This window comes from Aquimarina gracilis (assembly GCF_035285365.1).
Classification (GTDB): Bacteria; Bacteroidota; Bacteroidia; order Flavobacteriales; family Flavobacteriaceae; genus Aquimarina; species Aquimarina gracilis.
The window spans coordinates 218,760-235,952 of sequence record NZ_JAYKLX010000009.1 but is presented as its reverse complement, the minus strand read 5'-3'; the positions used below and the strand labels follow the sequence as shown (position 1 = coordinate 235,952).

At 34.3% G+C, this 17,193-nt stretch carries 21 protein-coding genes; 13 read left to right on the top strand and 8 right to left on the bottom strand.

From position 1 onward, the window contains the following. Nucleotides 1–36 precede the first annotated feature (36 nt). Complete coding sequence (locus U6A24_RS19290) at nucleotides 37–612, bottom strand: GDSL-type esterase/lipase family protein (protein WP_324181652.1); 576 nt, start codon at nucleotides 610–612, stop codon at nucleotides 37–39. Nucleotides 613–1,043: 431 nt separating this feature from the next. Here U6A24_RS19290 and U6A24_RS19285 point away from each other — a divergent pair, with 431 nt between their 5' ends. Next, entirely contained in the window at nucleotides 1,044–1,508 is a 465-nt protein-coding gene (locus U6A24_RS19285; protein ID WP_324181651.1) for an Lrp/AsnC ligand binding domain-containing protein, read from the top strand. Between the two features lie 59 nt (nucleotides 1,509–1,567). Here the strand turns inward: U6A24_RS19285 and U6A24_RS19280 are convergent, their stop codons facing one another. The 5 genes from U6A24_RS19280 to U6A24_RS19260 all read right to left on the bottom strand — a co-directional run bounded on the left by U6A24_RS19280 (nucleotide 1,568) and on the right by U6A24_RS19260 (nucleotide 7,884). Next, the gene (locus U6A24_RS19280) at nucleotides 1,568–2,260 is read right to left on the bottom strand and encodes a zinc metallopeptidase (RefSeq protein ID WP_324181650.1); all 693 of its coding nucleotides are present in this window, start codon (nucleotides 2,258–2,260) and stop codon (nucleotides 1,568–1,570) included. A 108-nt stretch (nucleotides 2,261–2,368) separates the two neighbouring features. Next, entirely contained in the window at nucleotides 2,369–3,484 is a 1,116-nt protein-coding gene (gene ald / locus U6A24_RS19275) for an alanine dehydrogenase (RefSeq protein ID WP_324181649.1), read from the bottom strand. A gap of 134 nt (nucleotides 3,485–3,618) precedes the next feature. After that, entirely contained in the window at nucleotides 3,619–3,879 is a 261-nt protein-coding gene (locus U6A24_RS19270; RefSeq protein WP_324181648.1) for a SemiSWEET transporter, read from the bottom strand. Nucleotides 3,880–3,968: 89 nt separating this feature from the next. Then, entirely contained in the window at nucleotides 3,969–6,800 is a 2,832-nt protein-coding gene (gene leuS / locus U6A24_RS19265; protein ID WP_324181647.1) for a leucine--tRNA ligase, read from the bottom strand. A gap of 154 nt (nucleotides 6,801–6,954) precedes the next feature. After that, entirely contained in the window at nucleotides 6,955–7,884 is a 930-nt protein-coding gene (locus U6A24_RS19260; protein ID WP_324181646.1) for a ketopantoate reductase family protein, read from the bottom strand. Between the two features lie 199 nt (nucleotides 7,885–8,083). Here U6A24_RS19260 and U6A24_RS19255 point away from each other — a divergent pair, with 199 nt between their 5' ends. The 9 genes from U6A24_RS19255 to U6A24_RS19215 all read left to right on the top strand — a co-directional run bounded on the left by U6A24_RS19255 (nucleotide 8,084) and on the right by U6A24_RS19215 (nucleotide 14,067). Further along, complete coding sequence (locus U6A24_RS19255; RefSeq protein WP_324181645.1) at nucleotides 8,084–8,962, top strand: cell division protein FtsX; 879 nt, start codon at nucleotides 8,084–8,086, stop codon at nucleotides 8,960–8,962. Between the two features lie 2 nt (nucleotides 8,963–8,964). Then, nucleotides 8,965–9,789, top strand: a complete 825-nt coding sequence (gene lgt / locus U6A24_RS19250) for a prolipoprotein diacylglyceryl transferase (RefSeq protein ID WP_324181644.1) — start codon at nucleotides 8,965–8,967, stop codon at nucleotides 9,787–9,789. Nucleotides 9,790–9,791: 2 nt separating this feature from the next. Continuing rightward, nucleotides 9,792–10,199 carry a hypothetical protein gene (locus U6A24_RS19245; protein WP_324181643.1) on the top strand — a complete coding sequence of 136 codons (408 nt, stop codon included), beginning with the start codon at nucleotides 9,792–9,794 and terminating at the stop codon, nucleotides 10,197–10,199. Then, complete coding sequence (locus tag U6A24_RS19240; RefSeq protein ID WP_324181642.1) at nucleotides 10,180–10,440, top strand: DUF3098 domain-containing protein; 261 nt, start codon at nucleotides 10,180–10,182, stop codon at nucleotides 10,438–10,440. The genes U6A24_RS19245 and U6A24_RS19240 overlap by 20 nt, the downstream gene beginning before the upstream one ends. 201 nt (nucleotides 10,441–10,641) lie before the next feature. Beyond that, nucleotides 10,642–11,127, top strand: a complete 486-nt coding sequence (locus U6A24_RS19235; protein WP_324181641.1) for an RNA polymerase sigma factor — start codon at nucleotides 10,642–10,644, stop codon at nucleotides 11,125–11,127. After that, nucleotides 11,111–11,719 carry a hypothetical protein gene (locus U6A24_RS19230; protein ID WP_324181640.1) on the top strand — a complete coding sequence of 203 codons (609 nt, stop codon included), beginning with the start codon at nucleotides 11,111–11,113 and terminating at the stop codon, nucleotides 11,717–11,719. Before U6A24_RS19235 ends, U6A24_RS19230 begins: the two co-directional genes overlap by 17 nt. Nucleotides 11,720–11,818: 99 nt before the next feature. Beyond that, nucleotides 11,819–12,613 carry an undecaprenyl-diphosphate phosphatase gene (locus U6A24_RS19225; protein ID WP_324181639.1) on the top strand — a complete coding sequence of 265 codons (795 nt, stop codon included), beginning with the start codon at nucleotides 11,819–11,821 and terminating at the stop codon, nucleotides 12,611–12,613. Nucleotides 12,614–12,624: 11 nt separating this feature from the next. Further along, nucleotides 12,625–13,332, top strand: coding sequence for a tRNA pseudouridine(55) synthase TruB (truB, locus tag U6A24_RS19220; RefSeq protein ID WP_324181638.1), 708 nt, complete (start codon nucleotides 12,625–12,627; stop codon nucleotides 13,330–13,332). A gap of 36 nt (nucleotides 13,333–13,368) precedes the next feature. Beyond that, entirely contained in the window at nucleotides 13,369–14,067 is a 699-nt protein-coding gene (locus tag U6A24_RS19215) for an energy transducer TonB (RefSeq protein WP_324181637.1), read from the top strand. Nucleotides 14,068–14,074: 7 nt separating this feature from the next. Here U6A24_RS19215 and U6A24_RS19210 read toward each other — a convergent pair whose 3' ends face one another. Next, nucleotides 14,075–14,683 (bottom strand): thioredoxin family protein, encoded by a 609-nt coding sequence (locus tag U6A24_RS19210; RefSeq protein WP_324181636.1) that lies wholly within the window; start codon nucleotides 14,681–14,683, stop codon nucleotides 14,075–14,077. Between the two features lie 106 nt (nucleotides 14,684–14,789). On the opposite strand from U6A24_RS19210, the gene U6A24_RS19205 reads away from it, so the two are divergent. The 3 genes from U6A24_RS19205 to U6A24_RS19195 all read left to right on the top strand — a co-directional run bounded on the left by U6A24_RS19205 (nucleotide 14,790) and on the right by U6A24_RS19195 (nucleotide 16,401). Further along, the gene (locus U6A24_RS19205) at nucleotides 14,790–15,353 is read left to right on the top strand and encodes a DNA-3-methyladenine glycosylase I (RefSeq protein WP_324181635.1); all 564 of its coding nucleotides are present in this window, start codon (nucleotides 14,790–14,792) and stop codon (nucleotides 15,351–15,353) included. Between the two features lie 66 nt (nucleotides 15,354–15,419). After that, nucleotides 15,420–15,830 (top strand): winged helix-turn-helix transcriptional regulator, encoded by a 411-nt coding sequence (locus U6A24_RS19200; protein ID WP_324181634.1) that lies wholly within the window; start codon nucleotides 15,420–15,422, stop codon nucleotides 15,828–15,830. 115 nt (nucleotides 15,831–15,945) lie between these two features. Then, a complete protein-coding gene (locus U6A24_RS19195; protein ID WP_324181633.1) occupies nucleotides 15,946–16,401 on the top strand; it encodes a nuclear transport factor 2 family protein in 456 nt (151 codons plus the stop codon). Between the two features lie 124 nt (nucleotides 16,402–16,525). On the opposite strand, the gene upp is transcribed toward U6A24_RS19195, so the two are convergent. Then, nucleotides 16,526–17,188: a uracil phosphoribosyltransferase gene (gene upp / locus U6A24_RS19190; RefSeq protein WP_324181632.1), complete on the bottom strand. Its 663-nt coding sequence runs from the start codon at nucleotides 17,186–17,188 to the stop codon at nucleotides 16,526–16,528. Nucleotides 17,189–17,193 lie beyond the last annotated feature (5 nt).

Sequence of the window (17,193 nt, the reverse complement as noted above, 5' to 3'; positions counted from 1 at the left end):
AAGGTAATCTCAGTTTATTTAATGGCCCATAACAAATTATTCTATATCAAGAAAAGGCTTTATAACATCTACCCAAGTTTCATAACCTTTTACGTTGAGATGAATTCCATCATATGTCAAATCACTTCTTAACAATCCTTCTTCGTCCAAAAATACAGCATTTAAATCAATGACCTCATATGTTCCATTTTTTTCATTCGATTTTATTATTGAATTGACCGCATCAATATCATCCTTCATAAACTCATGAGAAGTTGGTAAAATGGTTTGCAAATAGATTTTTGTATCTGGTATTTTTCGATGTATTTTTTTGGTTATTTTTAAAATATTATATCCCACATACTCAGGTGAAGACATTGCTTTATGAGAACACCTATTAGACAAGTCATTGATTCCTATCATTAAAAATATCATCTTAGGCTTAAAGTGGATAATTTCTTTCAACCTTAGTAATACTCCCTCTGTCACATCTCCCGAAGCACCTCTATTTCTCGCATTTGGAACACCCAATTTCGCTTTCCAATCCCTGCCTTCTTCTGTAATACTATTACCCAGCATAACAATATCCCCATAATTCAAAGGGCGTTTCCTAAATTTTCTGATCCGCTTCAAATAATGTTTTTTTCCCCAATCTGTATGACATTCAATTACTTTTTTTTCTGAAGGGTAACGATTTTTAAATCCAGCACAACCGCTCAAAAAAACTGATAGAAAAAAACAAACCAAATATCTCTTCATAATAAGTATTCCGGAATTAATTTCAAGAATTTTAATTTTCGCAATTTAAAATTATTTATTCTAAATATTGGAAACATTTCGAACATCTGTCTTCATCATAAGTAATGAAACCATACTCCCCAACGATCGCTTTCAAACTTAGCTGTTTGATTAGATTTACATTCTAATAATTTTACAATTCTCCTTTCTTTAATTTTAATTATCTATTCTGCATCTTTCTTTTATAATTAAAAATTTATCTTTAATTTAATTTCAATTGAAAAGAGTAACTGCGTTTTTAATTAACATTTGTAACTTTGCTTCCTATGAAAAGTGCAACATTCAAAATTGACGGGATTGACAAAGAGATATTACGCAATCTGATGGAAGATGCCCGTAGACCAATCCTCGAGATCGCAAGAAAAGTTGGAATATCTGGAGCTGCTATCCATCAACGGCTTCGTAAATTAGAGGCTTCTGGACTCATAGCGGGATCTAAGTTTATTATTGATCCAAAAGTGCTTGGATACAAAACAATGGCTTTTGTAGGAGTGTTTTTAGATAAAGCGGTAAGCAATCCCAAGGCGGTAAGGCAACTTAAAGATATTCCTGAAGTGATAGAATGTCATTATACCACTGGTAACTGGTCTATTTTTATTAAGGTTTTATGTAAAGATAATGAGCATTTAATGAATGTTCTTAATAAACAAATTCAGGCTATAGAAGGAGTGTCAAGAACTGAAACTTTTATATCATTGGATCAACAAATTGACAGACAAATAAAAATTTAAAAAATATCCCCAAGGGTTTTAAAAACCCTTGGGGATATTATACTATACGAAGCCAATTCTTAATCTCTTCTTCCTAAAAAGATCGAAATAAAATAAAGCAATGTTGCCAACGAACCTAAGGCTGCAACTACATAGGTGCGTGCCGCCCATTTAAGAGCGTCTTTTGCTCCTGCATGTTCTTGATTGGTAAGCATTCGATTATTTTCTAACCATGCCAATGCTCTGTTACTGGCGTCATACTCTACCGGAAGCGTAATAAATGCAAATAGTGTTGTTACTCCAAATAGTAAAATTCCGACCAGGAAAATTGTATTTCCAAACACCATTCCTGATGCTGATAATACCAATCCTGCCATGATTACCAAATTTGAAAGTTTGCTAGCCACACCAACAGCAGGAACAATTTTAGATCGCATTGTTAACCAACCATATGCGGTTGCATGCTGCACTGCATGTCCAACTTCGTGAGCCGCAACTGCCGCAGCTGCCGCATTACGTTGACTATATACTCCTTCACTTAGATTTACTGTTTTTTTAAGTGGATTATAATGATCTGTAAGCATTCCAGCGGTTGAAATTACCTGTACATCTCTTATTCCGTGATCTTGCAGCATTTTGGTCGCAATTTCTGCTCCACTCATTCCGTTTTGCAAATGTAAGTTTGAGTATTTCTTAAACTTACTTTTAAGCCTGTTGCTCACAAATGAACTTACCAAAAATATAATTCCTGCAATGATATAATATCCCATCATAACTTTATACTTTTTATGTTTGTTAAATGTACAACATAAAAAGCAAAAACCTCGCCATAATAGCGAGGTCTCTGGTTAAATAAACTTGAGTTAGCCAATAAGTCGAGTTTACTTTAAATACGTATTTACATCTTTTAACGGAAGGCTAAAAGCCTCTGATATTGCGGGGTACACGACATCTCCATTAATAACATTTAATCCTTTTTTAAGCGGTTCGTTATCTGCACAAGCAGCTTTCCAACCTTTATTTGCCAATTGTACGGCATATGGCAAAGTGACATTAGTTAATGCCATTGTTGATGTAAATGGCACAGCTCCTGGCATATTTGCCACAGAATAGTGCACTACATCATCAATAATATATACAGGGTCCTGATGCGTTGTAGGTTTTGTAGTCTCAAAACAACCTCCTTGATCTACAGCTACATCAACCAATACGGTTCCAGGACGCATATCCTTAAGCATATCTCGAGTAATTAATTTTGGTGCTTTCGCTCCAGGAATCAATACTCCTCCAATGATTAGATCTGATGTCTTGATATGCTTACGTATTGTATATTCGTTTGAATATTCGGTATTTACATTTGCCGGCATTACATCGTCAAGATATTTAAGTCTTTTAGGGCTAATATCCAATATGGTAACATCGGCACCCATTCCGGCAGCCATTTTTGCAGCTTGCGTACCTACGACTCCACCACCAAGTATCAAAACTTTGGCCGGAGCTACACCGGGAACACCGCCAAGAAGAATCCCTCGTCCTTTTAATGGCTTTTCTAAATATTTTGCACCTTGTTGGATTGACATGCGACCAGCTACCTCACTCATAGGAGTTAATAACGGCAGACTACGATCTGGATCCTCTACTGTTTCATATGATATACAAACAGATCTACTGTCAATCATTGCTTTTGTAAGCGGTTCACTGGATGCAAAATGAAAATATGTAAATACTAATTGATCTTTCTTAATTAAAGAATATTCAGGCTCAATGGGTTCCTTTACCTTGATAATCATCTCTGCCGTCTGATAAACGTCTTCTATGGTAGGTAAAATTTTACCCCCAGCACTAACATACTCATCATCGGCAAAACCACTCTGAACACCAGCACCTTGCTGAATATAAACAGTATGACCATGTCTAACGAGTTCCATCGTTCCGGCAGGTGTAACACCTACTCGGTTCTCGTTATTTTTGATTTCCTTGGGAACACCAATTATCATATTCTTATTTTTTGGTCGAAAATAGATTTTTTACTGAAATAAAACAAAAAAATAATAGGTAAAAATATCTTATTAATAATTTTATCAGGTTTCTACTGAATTTGTTAAAAAATTAGAAACCATAAAAATTTGAATCACCTTTTATATCGAAACTTAAAATACAATAATATAAACCCAGAAATGGCTGTAACAAAATTTGCCAAAATGATAGGTAAACTATCTATCAAAAACCCGTAAATCAACCAACAAAGCACTCCCAGAACAAAAGTTAATAGCATTGTTAAGGATAGACTTTCGGTAGATTTGGTTTTCCAAGTTTTATAGACTTGTGGTAAAAATGCTGCTGTAGTTAAAACTGCAGCCACTAGTCCCAGAATTTCTATTGGATTGATCATGTTTACTTTGAGATAAAAGAGAATAGAACAAAGAGGAAAGATAAGCTAAGAAAATCTTTTCTCTTTGTTCTTTCTTCCATACTCCTTACTTACCCTACTACATTCACAATCTTACCAGGTACAACGATCACCTTTTTGGGTTCTCGACCATTCAATTGTTGTTGTGTTTTTTCGTGTGCCATTACTGCGGCTTCGATTTCATCTTTACTTAAATCCAAAGACAGCTCTAGGGTAAAGCGCATCTTACCATTGAAAGAAATCGGGTACTGCTTGGTGCTTTCTACTAAGTGTTTTTCTTCAAAAACAGGGAATGCCGCTGTTGAGATCGACTCTTTGTTCCCTAACTTTTGCCATAACTCTTCGGCAATATGTGGCGCATACGGTGAAATGAGAACCAACAAAGGCTCCAAAATCGTTCTGGAATTACATTTTTGAGCAGTTAATTCATTCACCGCAATCATAAAGGTACTTACTGAGGTATTGAACGAGAAATTCTCGATATCTTCTTCTACCTTTTTGATCGTTTTATGCAAGGTCTTTAAGTTATCTTTTGTGGGTTCTGTTTCGCTTACGCTGAAAACACCCCCCTGTCCCCCCTCAAGGGGGGAATGGTATAACTTCCATAATTTTTTAAGGAACGAATGCACTCCGGTAATTCCAGCCGTGTTCCAGGGTTTTGCCTGCTCTAATGGCCCAAGGAACATTTCATATAAACGTAGGGTGTCCGCCCCGTAATCATTACAAATATCATCAGGGTTAACCACATTAAACCATCTTTTGGACATTTTCTCAACCTCACGACCTACAATATATTTATTCTCTTCTAATATAAATTCTGCATCCTTATATTGAGGCTGCCAATTCCTTAATCCTTCAAGATTTAACTCGTTAGAGTTATTTATAAGACTAACATCTACTCGTAGTTCTTCTGTTTCGTATTGATCTTTTAATCCTTTAGAAACATATTGATTGGTGCCACTAATTCTATATACAATAGCACTTGTACCCAAAATCATCCCTTGATTGATCAATTTTTTGGCAAATTCATCTACGGGAACAATACCGTGGTCAAATAAGAATTTTTGCCAGAAACGTGCGTACAAAAGATGCCCTGTAGCATGTTCGCTTCCTCCTATATATAGATCAACTTCTTTCCAATAATTAATCGCATCTTTTGAGAATACTTCTTCCTCATTATTTGGATCCATATACCTATTAAAGTAATACGAACTTCCTGCCCAGCCCGGCATGGTATTTAATTCTAAAGGAAACACGGCTTTGTGATCGATTTTATCATTATCGACTACTGTATTACTCCCCGTGTCCCAAGCCCAAACTGTGGCACGACCTAATGGGGGTTCTCCGGTTTCGGTTGGTAAATATTTTTCGACCTCTGGTAGTTCAATCGGCAAATGTTTTGCTTCGATCATTTGTGGCATTCCGTCTACATAATATACCGGGAAGGGTTCTCCCCAATAGCGTTGACGACTAAATACCGCATCACGAAGTCTGTAATTGATCTTTCCTTCTCCCTGACCCAACTGCTCTAATTCGTAAATCGCTCTTTTGGTAGCTTTCTTATAGTTTAGACCATTTAAGAAGTCTGAATTAGCAATAACGGTATTGTCTTTGTCTGCAAAGGCTTCTTCAGAAATATCAATACCTTCAAAAATATTTGGGATTGGGATATCAAAATGCTTTGCAAAGTCATAATCCCGCTGATCTCCACAAGGCACTGCCATTACGGCTCCTGTACCATATCCGGCCAACACATAATCTCCAATCCAGATTGGCACGGGTTCTTTGGTGAAAGGATGCTCTGCATAAGCTCCTGTAAATACACCGCTAATGTTTTTTACATCAGCCATACGTTCACGCTCACTACGTTTTGCCGTAGCTTCGATATAGGCTTCTACCTCTGCTTTTTGTGCTTTGGTAATTATCTTTTGTACCAGCTCATGTTCTGGGGCCAATGTCATAAAACTAACTCCAAAAATTGTATCGGGTCTTGTTGTAAATACTTCTATCGTTGCGTCATGATCCTTAACATTGAAAGTAACACTTGCTCCTTCAGATCGACCTATCCAGTTGGTTTGAGAATCTTTTAGCGGTTGTGGCCAATCAATGGTATCCAAACCATCTAACAAACGTTGTGCATAGGCAGAGATGCGCATGCTCCATTGCGTCATCTTTTTACGTACTACAGGATACCCCCCACGCTCTGAAACTCCATTTACAATTTCATCATTGGCCAAAACAGTTCCTAATTGTGGACACCAGTTCACTTCGGTCTCTGCCAAATAGGTCAATCTATATTTTAACAATACTTCTTGCTTTTCTTTTGATGAGAAATTGTTCCATTCTTCTGCTGTAAATTCAGTTACATCTTCATCACAAACTACATTTACATTGGTATTTCCTTCAGCAGAGAAAATGGTTTCAAGATCTTCTATTTTTCTGGCTCTATCTTCATTATTATCATACCATGAATTGAAAAGCTGAATAAAAATCCATTGTGTCCATTTATAAAATTTTGGATCACTGGTGCGCACTTCGCGACTCCAGTCAAAAGAAAATCCGATTTTATCTAACTGCTCACGATATCTAGCGATGTTGTCTTTTGTGGTAATAGCCGGATGCTGACCCGTTTGTATAGCATATTGTTCTGCTGGTAATCCGAAAGAATCATATCCTTGTGGGTGCAACACATTAAACCCTTTATGGCGCTTATATCTTGCATAAATATCACTGGCAATGTATCCTAGAGGATGTCCAACGTGTAGTCCTGCACCCGATGGATATGGAAACATATCCAACACATAATATTTTGGTTTAATACTGTTATTCTCTGCAGTAAATGTTGCGTTGTCTGCCCAATATTTTTGCCACTTGGCCTCAATATCTCTAAAATCGTAGCTCATCAATCTAAAATTAAGATTGCAAATTTACGATTTTATGTGAGTTTACTCGATAATCGAGATTTAAATACTCCTGGGCTTACCTCAAAATCAAAACAATCTTTAAATCTAATACCTCGTAGGCTTGCACTGAGGTAGTTTACTATGTTTTTTTGTTTTAGTTTTTGGTTAATCTTGCCTTAGCCTCCATAGGCTGTAAACAACTGTAAATAAACTTATTTACTGGAGTAGGTATCCCCAATTTTTGACCTTCTTTTACAATAAACCCATTGAAGTTATCTAATTCTGAAGGTCTTCCTTCAATAATATCTCTTTGTGTAGACGCTGTTGAATCATGCGGCTGTTTGGAGATAAATTTAATAGTGTTTCCAACACTATTTTTAGGGAGGTTTACATTTTTAGCAATAGCTATAGTATAAATTTCTTGAGCCGTTTCTTCTAATATTTCAACGAGTCCATGGCGATACATTTCTCCTAGAGTTGCTCTAGTTAAGGCTCCCAGACCACTAACAGTAGCAATAAACATAAATTTTTTCCATATATCGGCGGTAATATCTTTAGAAATTGTATTACGAAAGCCTGCATAATTAAACATTTTTTTAATAAGATGCACCCTACTCGTTTGTTCTTTATTTACCTCACCAAAAACTACTTCAGGATCATACCCAAAATGAGAGATAATCCCAGGGGCTTCAATTTTACTATAAATTTTACATAATCCACCAACAACATGTTTTGGATCTATTATCGACTGTATTTTTTCCACATTATCTGCTCCATTTTGCAAAGGAATAACAATAGTATCTTCTTTAAGAATTGGGATAATTTTATTTGCAGCTTCTGCAACCTGCCAGGATTTTGTGCAAATCAATATCAAATCGGCTTTTTCTACTTCATCTATATTATCAGTTGTCATGTAAGGCTTCGCAACAAAATCTCCGTTAATACTTTTAACTTGTAATCCGTTTTTCTGTATGGCTTCAAGATGTTTTCCTCTTGCAATCAAGGTAACTTTTTGTCCTGAGTTAGCTATTTTTCCTCCAAAATATCCTCCTACACCTCCTACTCCTATGATGACTATGTGCATATTAAAATTCTTTGATAAATAAGATTGTTTTTAAGTATACGTTATTCCTGTACAAACCAAAGTTAACGAAAACACAAAACAGATTGAAAAGTTCCCTCTCTTTAGTGGGATTAATTCGACTAATTTCTTCTTAATGTGTTTCATTTTAGAAGAAAAAGTCTCATGAACTTTATTATTTTTACCAAAAATTGAATTATATATGAGCTCATCTTTTGAAAAATATCAAAAACGCCGACTAATTTCTTCTTATTTTTCTGTAGTAATTAGTATTTCGTTGGTATTATTTTTACTGGGCTTGCTGGGGCTTTTGGTATTAAACACCAAAAAAGTTGCCGATCATTTTAAAGAAAAAATCGCTCTAACAATCTACCTTAAGGACTCTGCCAAAGAGGTTGAAATAAAACAATTAGAAAAAACATTGGCACTGGCAGAATACACCAAGTCTACTACTTTTATTTCAAAAGACGAAGCTGCAGAGGAACATAGCAAGGATATAGGAGAAAACTTTATGGAATTCTTGGGGTATAATCCATTACAAAATTCGATTGATGTATACTTGAAGGCAGATTTTGTCGACCCCGCAAAAATTGAAGATATTTCAGCATCTATCACTAGAAAGAACTTTGTAGACGAAGTGATTTATGATAAGCCTTTGATTTCATTACTTAATGACAATATCAAAAAAATAAGTTTTTGGGTATTACTTATTAGTGCGATTTTTACTTTTATAGCGGTATTACTTATCAATAGTTCCATTCGCCTGTCTGTATATTCGAAACGTTTTATTATAAAGACAATGCAAATGGTGGGCGCTACCAAAAAATTTATACGCAAACCTTTCGTATGGAAAAGTGTTCGACTGGGAATGATTGGTGCCATCGTTGCACTAATTGGTGTTGGTGTAGTTCTGTATTATCTTAATAAAACTTTTCCAGAACTAGCCTTATTGGAAGACACCTTATTATTAGTAATATTATTTGTAGGTGTTTTTGGTATTGGTGTTCTCATCACCTGGATCAGCACCTTTTTTGCCACGCAAAGATTTCTTAACCTTAGAACAGACGAATTATATTACTAATTATGGGACCTTTGGAATGGAATGTTGATCCCGAAATCATTAAACTATTCGGTATTTTTCCTTTAAAATATTACGGCCTCCTCTTTTTAAGTGGCATTATTTTATCATATAACATTGTAAAACATGTCTTTAAATCTGAGTCGGTTCCTTTAAAAGATCTTGAAAAGCTATCTACTTATCTTTTTGTAGGCATTTTTGTAGGGATGCGACTTGGTCATTGCTTATTTTATGATTTTGATTACTTCTCAAAACACCCCTTAGAAATGTTTTTACCTTTTCAAATCATTGATGGAAAATGGAGTTTCACAGGGTTTACAGGATTGGCAAGTCATGGAGGAAGCATAGGAGCCATATTAGCAGTCATTCTATTTTCGGTTAAAAACAAAACACCTCTTCTTTGGATTTTTGATAGAATAGCAATGGTCGCTCCAGTTACAGGTGCTTTTATTCGTTTAGGGAATTTTATGAATTCTGAAATCTACGGAAAACCTACAGATGGGAGTTATGGTGTTGTTTTTATGAGAGACGATTTGATCCCTAGACACCCAACACAGTTATATGAAGCTTTTTCTTATTTATTGATCTTTGCTTTAGTATGGTATCTCTACAAAAAGACAAATTTTAAAAACTATAAAGGTGCTCTTTTTGGAATTGTTTTATCCATCGTATTCACTGCTCGATTTATCATAGAATTCTTTAAAGAAAATCAAGTTGCATTTGAAGATACAATGACATTAAATATGGGGCAATGGCTCAGTATTCCTTTTGTTCTTTGCGGAATAGCTTTTTTGATCTACGGTATTCAAAAAAATAAATTAACGGTATAAAAATGGGGAAAGCAGGTAAAATATGGCTTATATGCGCTTCTATTCTTTTTTTTGCATTTCTTACAGTAGTCATACAAACTTTTAAACCAGTCCGAAATGTACAACCTACTGATGTAATGAAAATTGAAGGTATTGTTGTCGATATAAAAGAAGCTCCAGGTTTTGATATTGCTATTACATTAGAAAATGACGATCATTATTATTACATAAATAGAGGGCTAGAATTTAATTTAACCGTAGAAGAATTACAAAGAGAAATCTTGAATAAAAAAACAACTTTGTATTCTATTAAAAGATGGACTATCTTTACCCGAGATGGAAACATGGGGCATGTTTCTAAATTAATGATTGAAGATAAGGTTCTGTTTAACGAGATAAACAACGATATTCATGAGCAAACAACAAAATAAAAATACACCTTTCAAACCAGATTATGTATTTGGTAAGAAAAATTATATCGTAATGGCTATCGGTATCGCAGTAATTGCACTAGGTTTTATTCTTATGGCAGGTGGAGGCAGTGATGATCCTAATGTTTTTAATCCTGAAATTTATAATTTCAGAAGAATACGACTTGCACCCATGATCGTTCTAATAGGTTTTGGTATCGAAGTCTATGCAATTCTTTTAGATCCTGATAAGAAAAAGTAGGTTAAGCACCTCACTTTGGATATAAAACCTCGGAAATTTCATATCCCTAATACTTTCTGTAAGGCTTTTAAATAAAAAATTTTGATTTTAAAGCAATGAAAAACAATTACTTACACCCATATTCCCCTTGTCCAATAAATTTTTATTGTTGTAGGGTGTAATAATCTTCCTTCTCTGCCACTAAATCAATAAAACAAAGTAGTGAGCAACGATTTTTACAAGCAATCAATTATTCCCTGTGAAGGGATTATTGTCAAAATTTGCAGAGCCTATACAGACACTCAAGAAGATTTTGAAGATTATTTTCAAGAAGTTTGTCTTCAAATATGGAAAAGCAAAAATAATTTCAGGAGGCAATCCACCTGGTCGACTTGGGTATACAGATTAACACTTAATGTTTGTCTTACATTACTCAAAAAAAAGAAAAAAGTTCAGCATGTTTCAGACTTACCTGTAGTAATCGATGAAAATGAGAACGCCTTTTTTTCTAATGAGTCCCTTAATATTTTGTATGCTGCAATCAAAAAATTATCTGAAATCGATAGAGCAGTTATCCTACTTTATTTAGAAGAAAAATCCTATAAAGAAATTGCAGAAATAACAGGCGCCACTGCAAATAATATAGGTGTAAGAATTAACAGAATTAAAGAACGATTAAAAAAATTATTAGATGGAAAAATCAATTGAAAACATTTGGAAAGAGGGCTTTTTGAATCAAGAATCAATTCTAGCTCCAAAAATTGAAGCATTGTACAATAAAAAATCCATGCTTTTGGTAGAAAAAATCAAGCAAACGTATAAAAATGATAACCAAGCCATTATACCAATAGCGATTATTGGTTTGCTAGGATGTTTATACTTTGGTAAAATAGCATTGGGTGCCTATTTATTTTTATTACTGATATCACTTTTTTATTTAAACAAAAGAGCTTTGAATCCTTTAGAAAAACTTGAACTCAATACCAGCAGTTATACCTATCTCGTAAGTTATAAAAACTGTATCAGGAATATTATAAAATCATACACCAAAGTGTTTGCTTTTGCAGCCCCCTTTGCAGTAGCAATTGGATGTCTTATATATTTCAAAGATGTCCCCTGGTTTCAAGAAATGATATCTAACCAGGAAATTGGTAAAACCTTACTGGTTTCTATAGGCTGTTTGTTAATGGTTTCATTATTATTTACATCAATATACAGGGTCACCACAGAATTAATGTATGGAAATTATCTAAGAAATCTGAATGCTATTATTTCCGATCTGGAAGAATTACAAAAGTAATTTTTGAAGTATCATTCTCAAAAAAGAGCGAAAAAGATATTTTTTCTGAATTTAGTTTCAAAAGAGTACTTTTGTCGCTCATTTTGAGAATAGATACACATGGAAATCATTGATGCAATCATTTTAGGAATTGTACAAGGCCTTACAGAGTTTTTACCTGTTTCGTCTAGCGGTCATTTAGAATTAGGAAAAGCTATCCTAGGTGATACTAGCATCCCCGAGGAATCTTTACTTTTTACGGTTGTGCTTCATTTTGCTACGGCATTAAGCACCATAGTTGTCTTCAGAAAAGATATTTGGGAGATTATAAGTGGATTATTACAATTCAAAAAAAACGAAGAGACTCTTTTCTCTATCAAAATCATTATCTCTATGATTCCAGCTGTAATTGTTGGATTATTTTTTGAAGAACAATTAGAAAAGCTCTTTGGAGGCAATATAATGTTTGTTGGTTTTATGCTTATTATTACGGCAGCTTTGCTTTGGTTTGCCGACAAAGCCATGAGCACTCGTAAACCTGTAAGCTTTTCAAATGCTTTTGTGATTGGTATTGCACAAGCTATTGCCATGCTACCAGGAATCTCTAGAAGTGGTGCTACCATTTCTACATCGGTGCTATTGGGTAATGACAAAACCAAGGCAGCACGTTTTTCTTTTTTGATGGTTATTCCGTTGATTTTTGGAAAGATCGCCAAAGATATCTTAAGCGGCGACCTTAGTTTTTCGTCAGAAAACACTGTTGCCATTTCTCTAGGTTTTGTCGCTGCATTTATTTCTGGTCTTTTTGCTTGTACATGGATGATTTCTCTGGTAAAAAAGAGCAAATTAACTTATTTTGCCGTATATTGTATTCTTGTTGGCTTACTGGCCATCGGTTTTGGTTTTATTAAATAGCCCCATACATAATGTTAACCGAACAAGATTATAGAGACGGTCAAATTATTTTGATCGATAAGCCGTTACAATGGACTTCTTTCCAGGTTGTAAATAAACTTCGTTGGCTTATTCGAAAGAACTTCAGAATCAAAAAAATTAAAGTAGGGCATGCTGGAACTTTAGACCCATTGGCATCTGGACTTTTGGTGATCTGTACTGGAAAATTCACAAAACGTATTCCCGAATTTCAAGGACAAATAAAAGAATATACGGGTACCATTACCCTTGGAGCTACTACTCCTTCTTATGACCTCGAGACAGAAATTGACCAAACTTTTCCTATTGATCATATTTCTGAACAAAATATTAAAGAAGCTACTTCTCAATTCATTGGTGAGATAGAACAATATCCCCCCGTCTTTTCAGCATTAAAAAAGGATGGGAAGCGATTATATGAATATGCCAGAGAAGGCGAAAAAGTAGAAATAAAAGCACGAAAAATTACTATAAACCAGTTTGAAATTACCAGAATAGCATTGCCTGAGGTAGATTTCAGAGTAGTTTGTAGTAAAGGAACATACATACGATCATTAGCACACGATTTCGGGAAAACTTTACAAAGTGGGGGGCACTTAACTGCTTTACGAAGGACCAAAATAGGAGCATTTTCTGTTGAAAATGCTGTTACTATAACTTCTTTTGAAAAGCAGTTACCAACAAAAATTGAAACTACGTAATAATATTGTTTAAAAAAAGTAGTTATACATTCACTTATGGAGTTTATAGAAAAACATAAAGCCTTGATTATCACATCTATGTTAATGGGTATTTTTGTTCTTAGCTTGTACAATATCAACATGATTAAGAAGCAAAAGGAGCAATCTGAAATCTTAATGGAAATCCCTGAGGAGTTCCTGGCTGAACAGGAAGAAGAGCAACAACCTGAAGAAGAACTAATCGCCCAGGAAAACAGACAACTTGACCCATCCCAAAGAACCCATAATGCCTACAATGAAGATTTTGAAGATCATGATGAGATCGAGGAGCGAATAAAGTCCTTAATGGAATCTGAAGAATTGGCACAAAGCGAAGAAACATTGACCAATGAAGACAGTGAGGTTCCTTTGGAAGACAAGGAAAATGAAGAAGCCAAAAAAGAAGAAAAAGAGTTAGAGGAAGAAGAAACTAATAATAGAAATAGCTCACTTACCTATAACCTAAAAGGAAGAAAAGCCCTTGAATTACCCAATCCTGTATATACTTGCAATGGAAACGGAAAAGTTGTTGTGAAAATTGAGGTGAATAAAAACGGATATGTTATCGATGCAAAAGTAGATAAAAAAGCATCAACAACGCGTAATGAATGTCTTTTTGATAATGCTATGGAATATGCCAGACAAGCACTTTTTTCTAGAACAACCATAGAGGAGCAAGAAGGATCTATTACTTATTATTTCAATTATAGTAATTAAGCGAGTGTTATAGTAATTCTAATAAATCTTCTGCTATATTCACTCCTTTATCCTTATTATACCAAACTTGTAAGTTTTGTTTAAATTCTGGATCAAGTTTCCCGTATTTTGCCTTATAGGTATTTACTGCTTTGGTGGCTACAGAAGGTCTGGGGCCCCAAGAATTTAGTACTTTTTTACTTTCTGTGTCATACGCGATAAGTTTCGGTATTGCTTTTCCACCATTGGTTAAAAAGTTATTCATTAATTCATCATGATCGTCTCTTGAAACAATTCTTAGGTTAATACCTTCATTTAACTCTGCAAGTTTATTAATCACAGGTAATGATTGTGCAGCATCGCCACACCAACCTTCAGATAAAACCAACCATGTGACTTTGGTGTTTACATTAGAAAAGGCTTCTTTTACTTTTTCATCAATTTTCAGGGTTTTGTCCAATCGTTTCATTCGGCGATCATTAAGCATACTATAGTTTGTAAGGGCTTCAGATTGCTCATGTCCAGTAGATTTTCCTTCAGACAATAGACTACTAACTAGTGTTTTGTATTCTTGATATGTATATGATTTGTTGATTCCTTGCTCGATTAACTCGTTTACTTTTGTAGTTGTTTTCATAGACCTTTTCATAAATGTTATGATATAAGACGTTTTTTATTTTTAAAACTTACGAACCATAATTTTGATTGCGAAAGTAATATATTTATGCCTCTAAATTTAAACTATGACAAAAGTCAGATGTGGTTGGTGTGTTGGTGATTCGCTTTATGAATCTTATCATGATAACGAATGGGGTGTTCCCTTGCATGATGAACAACTTCTATTCGAATTTTTGGTTTTAGAAACCTTTCAAGCAGGATTAAGCTGGATTACTATTTTACGAAAAAGAGAAAATTTCAGACTAGCTTTTGATAATTTTGATTACAAGATTATTGCCCAATATGACGAAGGAAAAAAAGAAGAACTGCTTCAAAATGCTGGTATTATTCGTAATAAGCTAAAAGTTAATGCCGCAATCACCAATGCGCAAAACTTTATCAAAATTCAAGAAGAATTTGGCAGTTTTGATACCTATATCTGGAGTTTTGTTAACGGTATACCTATCAAGAATAGTTGGAAACATCATAAGGAAAATCCTGCTACTACAGAGATTTCTGATAAAATTAGTAAAGATCTAAAAAAACGAGGCTTCAAGTTTGTAGGCTCCACAGTCATGTATGCCTTTATGCAGGCCATAGGAATGGTAAATGATCATGCTGTTGATTGTTTTAGGTATAATGAAGTATAATAAAGGTGATTATACCGAATTGAAGAAAAACTGGGGAATGATTAAATTAAAAATTTTTTTTGAATTATGACCAATGAAGAAAAAAAGAAAAGTCGCATCGAAAAAGCTGTAGATATCAAATCAAGGTTTGACAAAAACTGTATTATACACCAATCACTACAGTTGATTGGAAACAAATGGACATTATTAGTAATTATGTCCCTAATTAAGGAAAAAAAGAGAACACACCAAATACAAGAAGAAGTCATAGGAATTTCATCTAAAGTTTTATCCCAGACATTAAAAAAACTATTGTCATTTAAAATTGTTACCAAGAAAATCTACCCTGTTGTACCTCCAAAAGTAGAGTATTCTCTTACAGAATTTGGTAAGACTTTGATTAACCCTTTGGACAGTCTGTTTATATGGTCTTTGGAAAATGAAACTACGATTCGAGATCTTTATGAAAAAAATAGTAAAAAAAAATCAGCTGATTAACTAAATCTATTACAAATTCCAACCAAAAGGTAACTACCTTACTTTGCAGTAACCTATTGTTTTATAGCACTTTGCGATTTATTTTTGTTTATATAAACAAGAAATAAATTGCAAAATGAACACAGAAATTCAAAACACAGCACAGCAAACATTTAGAAGTCACTTAACCTATCTCTCTAGTGGTAAAATAAGAGAATGGGTTAATTTATTTACAGAAAACGGAATTCTTGAATTTCCTTACGGACCACAAGGATTTCCTAAAAAAATAGAAGGAAAAAAGGCCTTGTATGAGTACATGAAAAATTTCCCAAAGCATTTCAAAGTAGAATTTATAAACCTTTTCTTTCATCCTACAGCGAACCCTAATTTGGTAATAGCAGAATTTGAGAGTAATGGTATTGCACTTTCTACAGGGAATCCATATCAACAAAAATACATTTCAATTGTAAAAACGACAGATGAAGGAAAAATCTTTAGTTATATAGATTTTTGGAATCCAATAGTCGCAATGGAAGCACTCGGCACAAGTGTAAACGGAGAGAAATTAACTCAATCTTTTACTGAAAACTAAAAAGTCTGTTTTTTTATATTATTATAGTGCTAACGAATTGAAAAGAAAACTGATTTTTTCGAATCTAGCGCATAATTAATTCGTTAGCACTCAAAAGATTGTCGAAAGACAATAAACATATTACTTATAACTTTACTCCAAAAGACAAATCACCCGCATCACCCAACCCAGGAACGATATAACTACGACTACTTAATTTTTCGTCTATTGCAGCTATCCATAAGTGTGTATTTTCTGGAAATACATTTTTTGCATATGATACTCCTTGTTCTGATCCAATTACCGAAACGATATGTATTTGTTTTGGTTTTCCATGCCCTTTCATTGCTCGATATGTATTCTCTAATGTTTTTCCGGTTGCCAACATAGGATCGGCTAAAATCAAGGTTTTGTCTTGTTGCGAGGGAGAAGCCAAATAGTTTACCACCACTTCAAAATGGTCCTCATCCCCTTCACTATCTTTATGATCTCGATATGCCGAGATATAGGCGTTTTCGGCTTTGTCAAAATAATTCAACAACCCTTGATGTAAAGGTAATCCCGCCCTTAGAATTGAACACAGTACAAGCTCTTCTTCAGGAATAGACACTTTTTTTGCCCCTAAGGGTGTTTGTATAATTTTGTCTTTATAATGCAATGTTTTGCTAAGTTCATAACCTAATATTTCTCCTATGCGCTCAATATTTTTTCTGAAACGCATACTATCCTTTTGTATTTCGACATCTCTAAGTTCTAATACAAATTGATTTAAAACCGAATTTTCTAATCCTAAATTATGAATAAACATGCCAT

Coding starts and splice junctions, on each gene's coding strand:
- U6A24_RS19210 (WP_324181636.1), bottom strand. CDS start 14,683: ATGAAAACAACTACAAAAGTAAACGAGTTAATCGAGCAAGGAATCAAC.
- truB (WP_324181638.1), top strand. CDS start 12,625: ATGTTAACCGAACAAGATTATAGAGACGGTCAAATTATTTTGATCGAT.
- U6A24_RS19225 (WP_324181639.1), top strand. CDS start 11,819: ATGGAAATCATTGATGCAATCATTTTAGGAATTGTACAAGGCCTTACA.
- U6A24_RS19270 (WP_324181648.1), bottom strand. CDS start 3,879: ATGATCAATCCAATAGAAATTCTGGGACTAGTGGCTGCAGTTTTAACT.
- U6A24_RS19230 (WP_324181640.1), top strand. CDS start 11,111: ATGGAAAAATCAATTGAAAACATTTGGAAAGAGGGCTTTTTGAATCAA.
- lgt (WP_324181644.1), top strand. CDS start 8,965: ATGGGACCTTTGGAATGGAATGTTGATCCCGAAATCATTAAACTATTC.
- U6A24_RS19215 (WP_324181637.1), top strand. CDS start 13,369: ATGGAGTTTATAGAAAAACATAAAGCCTTGATTATCACATCTATGTTA.
- U6A24_RS19240 (WP_324181642.1), top strand. CDS start 10,180: ATGAGCAAACAACAAAATAAAAATACACCTTTCAAACCAGATTATGTA.
- U6A24_RS19205 (WP_324181635.1), top strand. CDS start 14,790: ATGACAAAAGTCAGATGTGGTTGGTGTGTTGGTGATTCGCTTTATGAA.
- U6A24_RS19285 (WP_324181651.1), top strand. CDS start 1,044: ATGAAAAGTGCAACATTCAAAATTGACGGGATTGACAAAGAGATATTA.
- U6A24_RS19245 (WP_324181643.1), top strand. CDS start 9,792: ATGGGGAAAGCAGGTAAAATATGGCTTATATGCGCTTCTATTCTTTTT.
- U6A24_RS19255 (WP_324181645.1), top strand. CDS start 8,084: ATGAGCTCATCTTTTGAAAAATATCAAAAACGCCGACTAATTTCTTCT.
- upp (WP_324181632.1), bottom strand. CDS start 17,188: ATGTTTATTCATAATTTAGGATTAGAAAATTCGGTTTTAAATCAATTT.
- U6A24_RS19280 (WP_324181650.1), bottom strand. CDS start 2,260: ATGATGGGATATTATATCATTGCAGGAATTATATTTTTGGTAAGTTCA.
- U6A24_RS19260 (WP_324181646.1), bottom strand. CDS start 7,884: ATGCACATAGTCATCATAGGAGTAGGAGGTGTAGGAGGATATTTTGGA.
- ald (WP_324181649.1), bottom strand. CDS start 3,484: ATGATAATTGGTGTTCCCAAGGAAATCAAAAATAACGAGAACCGAGTA.
- U6A24_RS19200 (WP_324181634.1), top strand. CDS start 15,420: ATGACCAATGAAGAAAAAAAGAAAAGTCGCATCGAAAAAGCTGTAGAT.
- U6A24_RS19195 (WP_324181633.1), top strand. CDS start 15,946: ATGAACACAGAAATTCAAAACACAGCACAGCAAACATTTAGAAGTCAC.
- leuS (WP_324181647.1), bottom strand. CDS start 6,800: ATGAGCTACGATTTTAGAGATATTGAGGCCAAGTGGCAAAAATATTGG.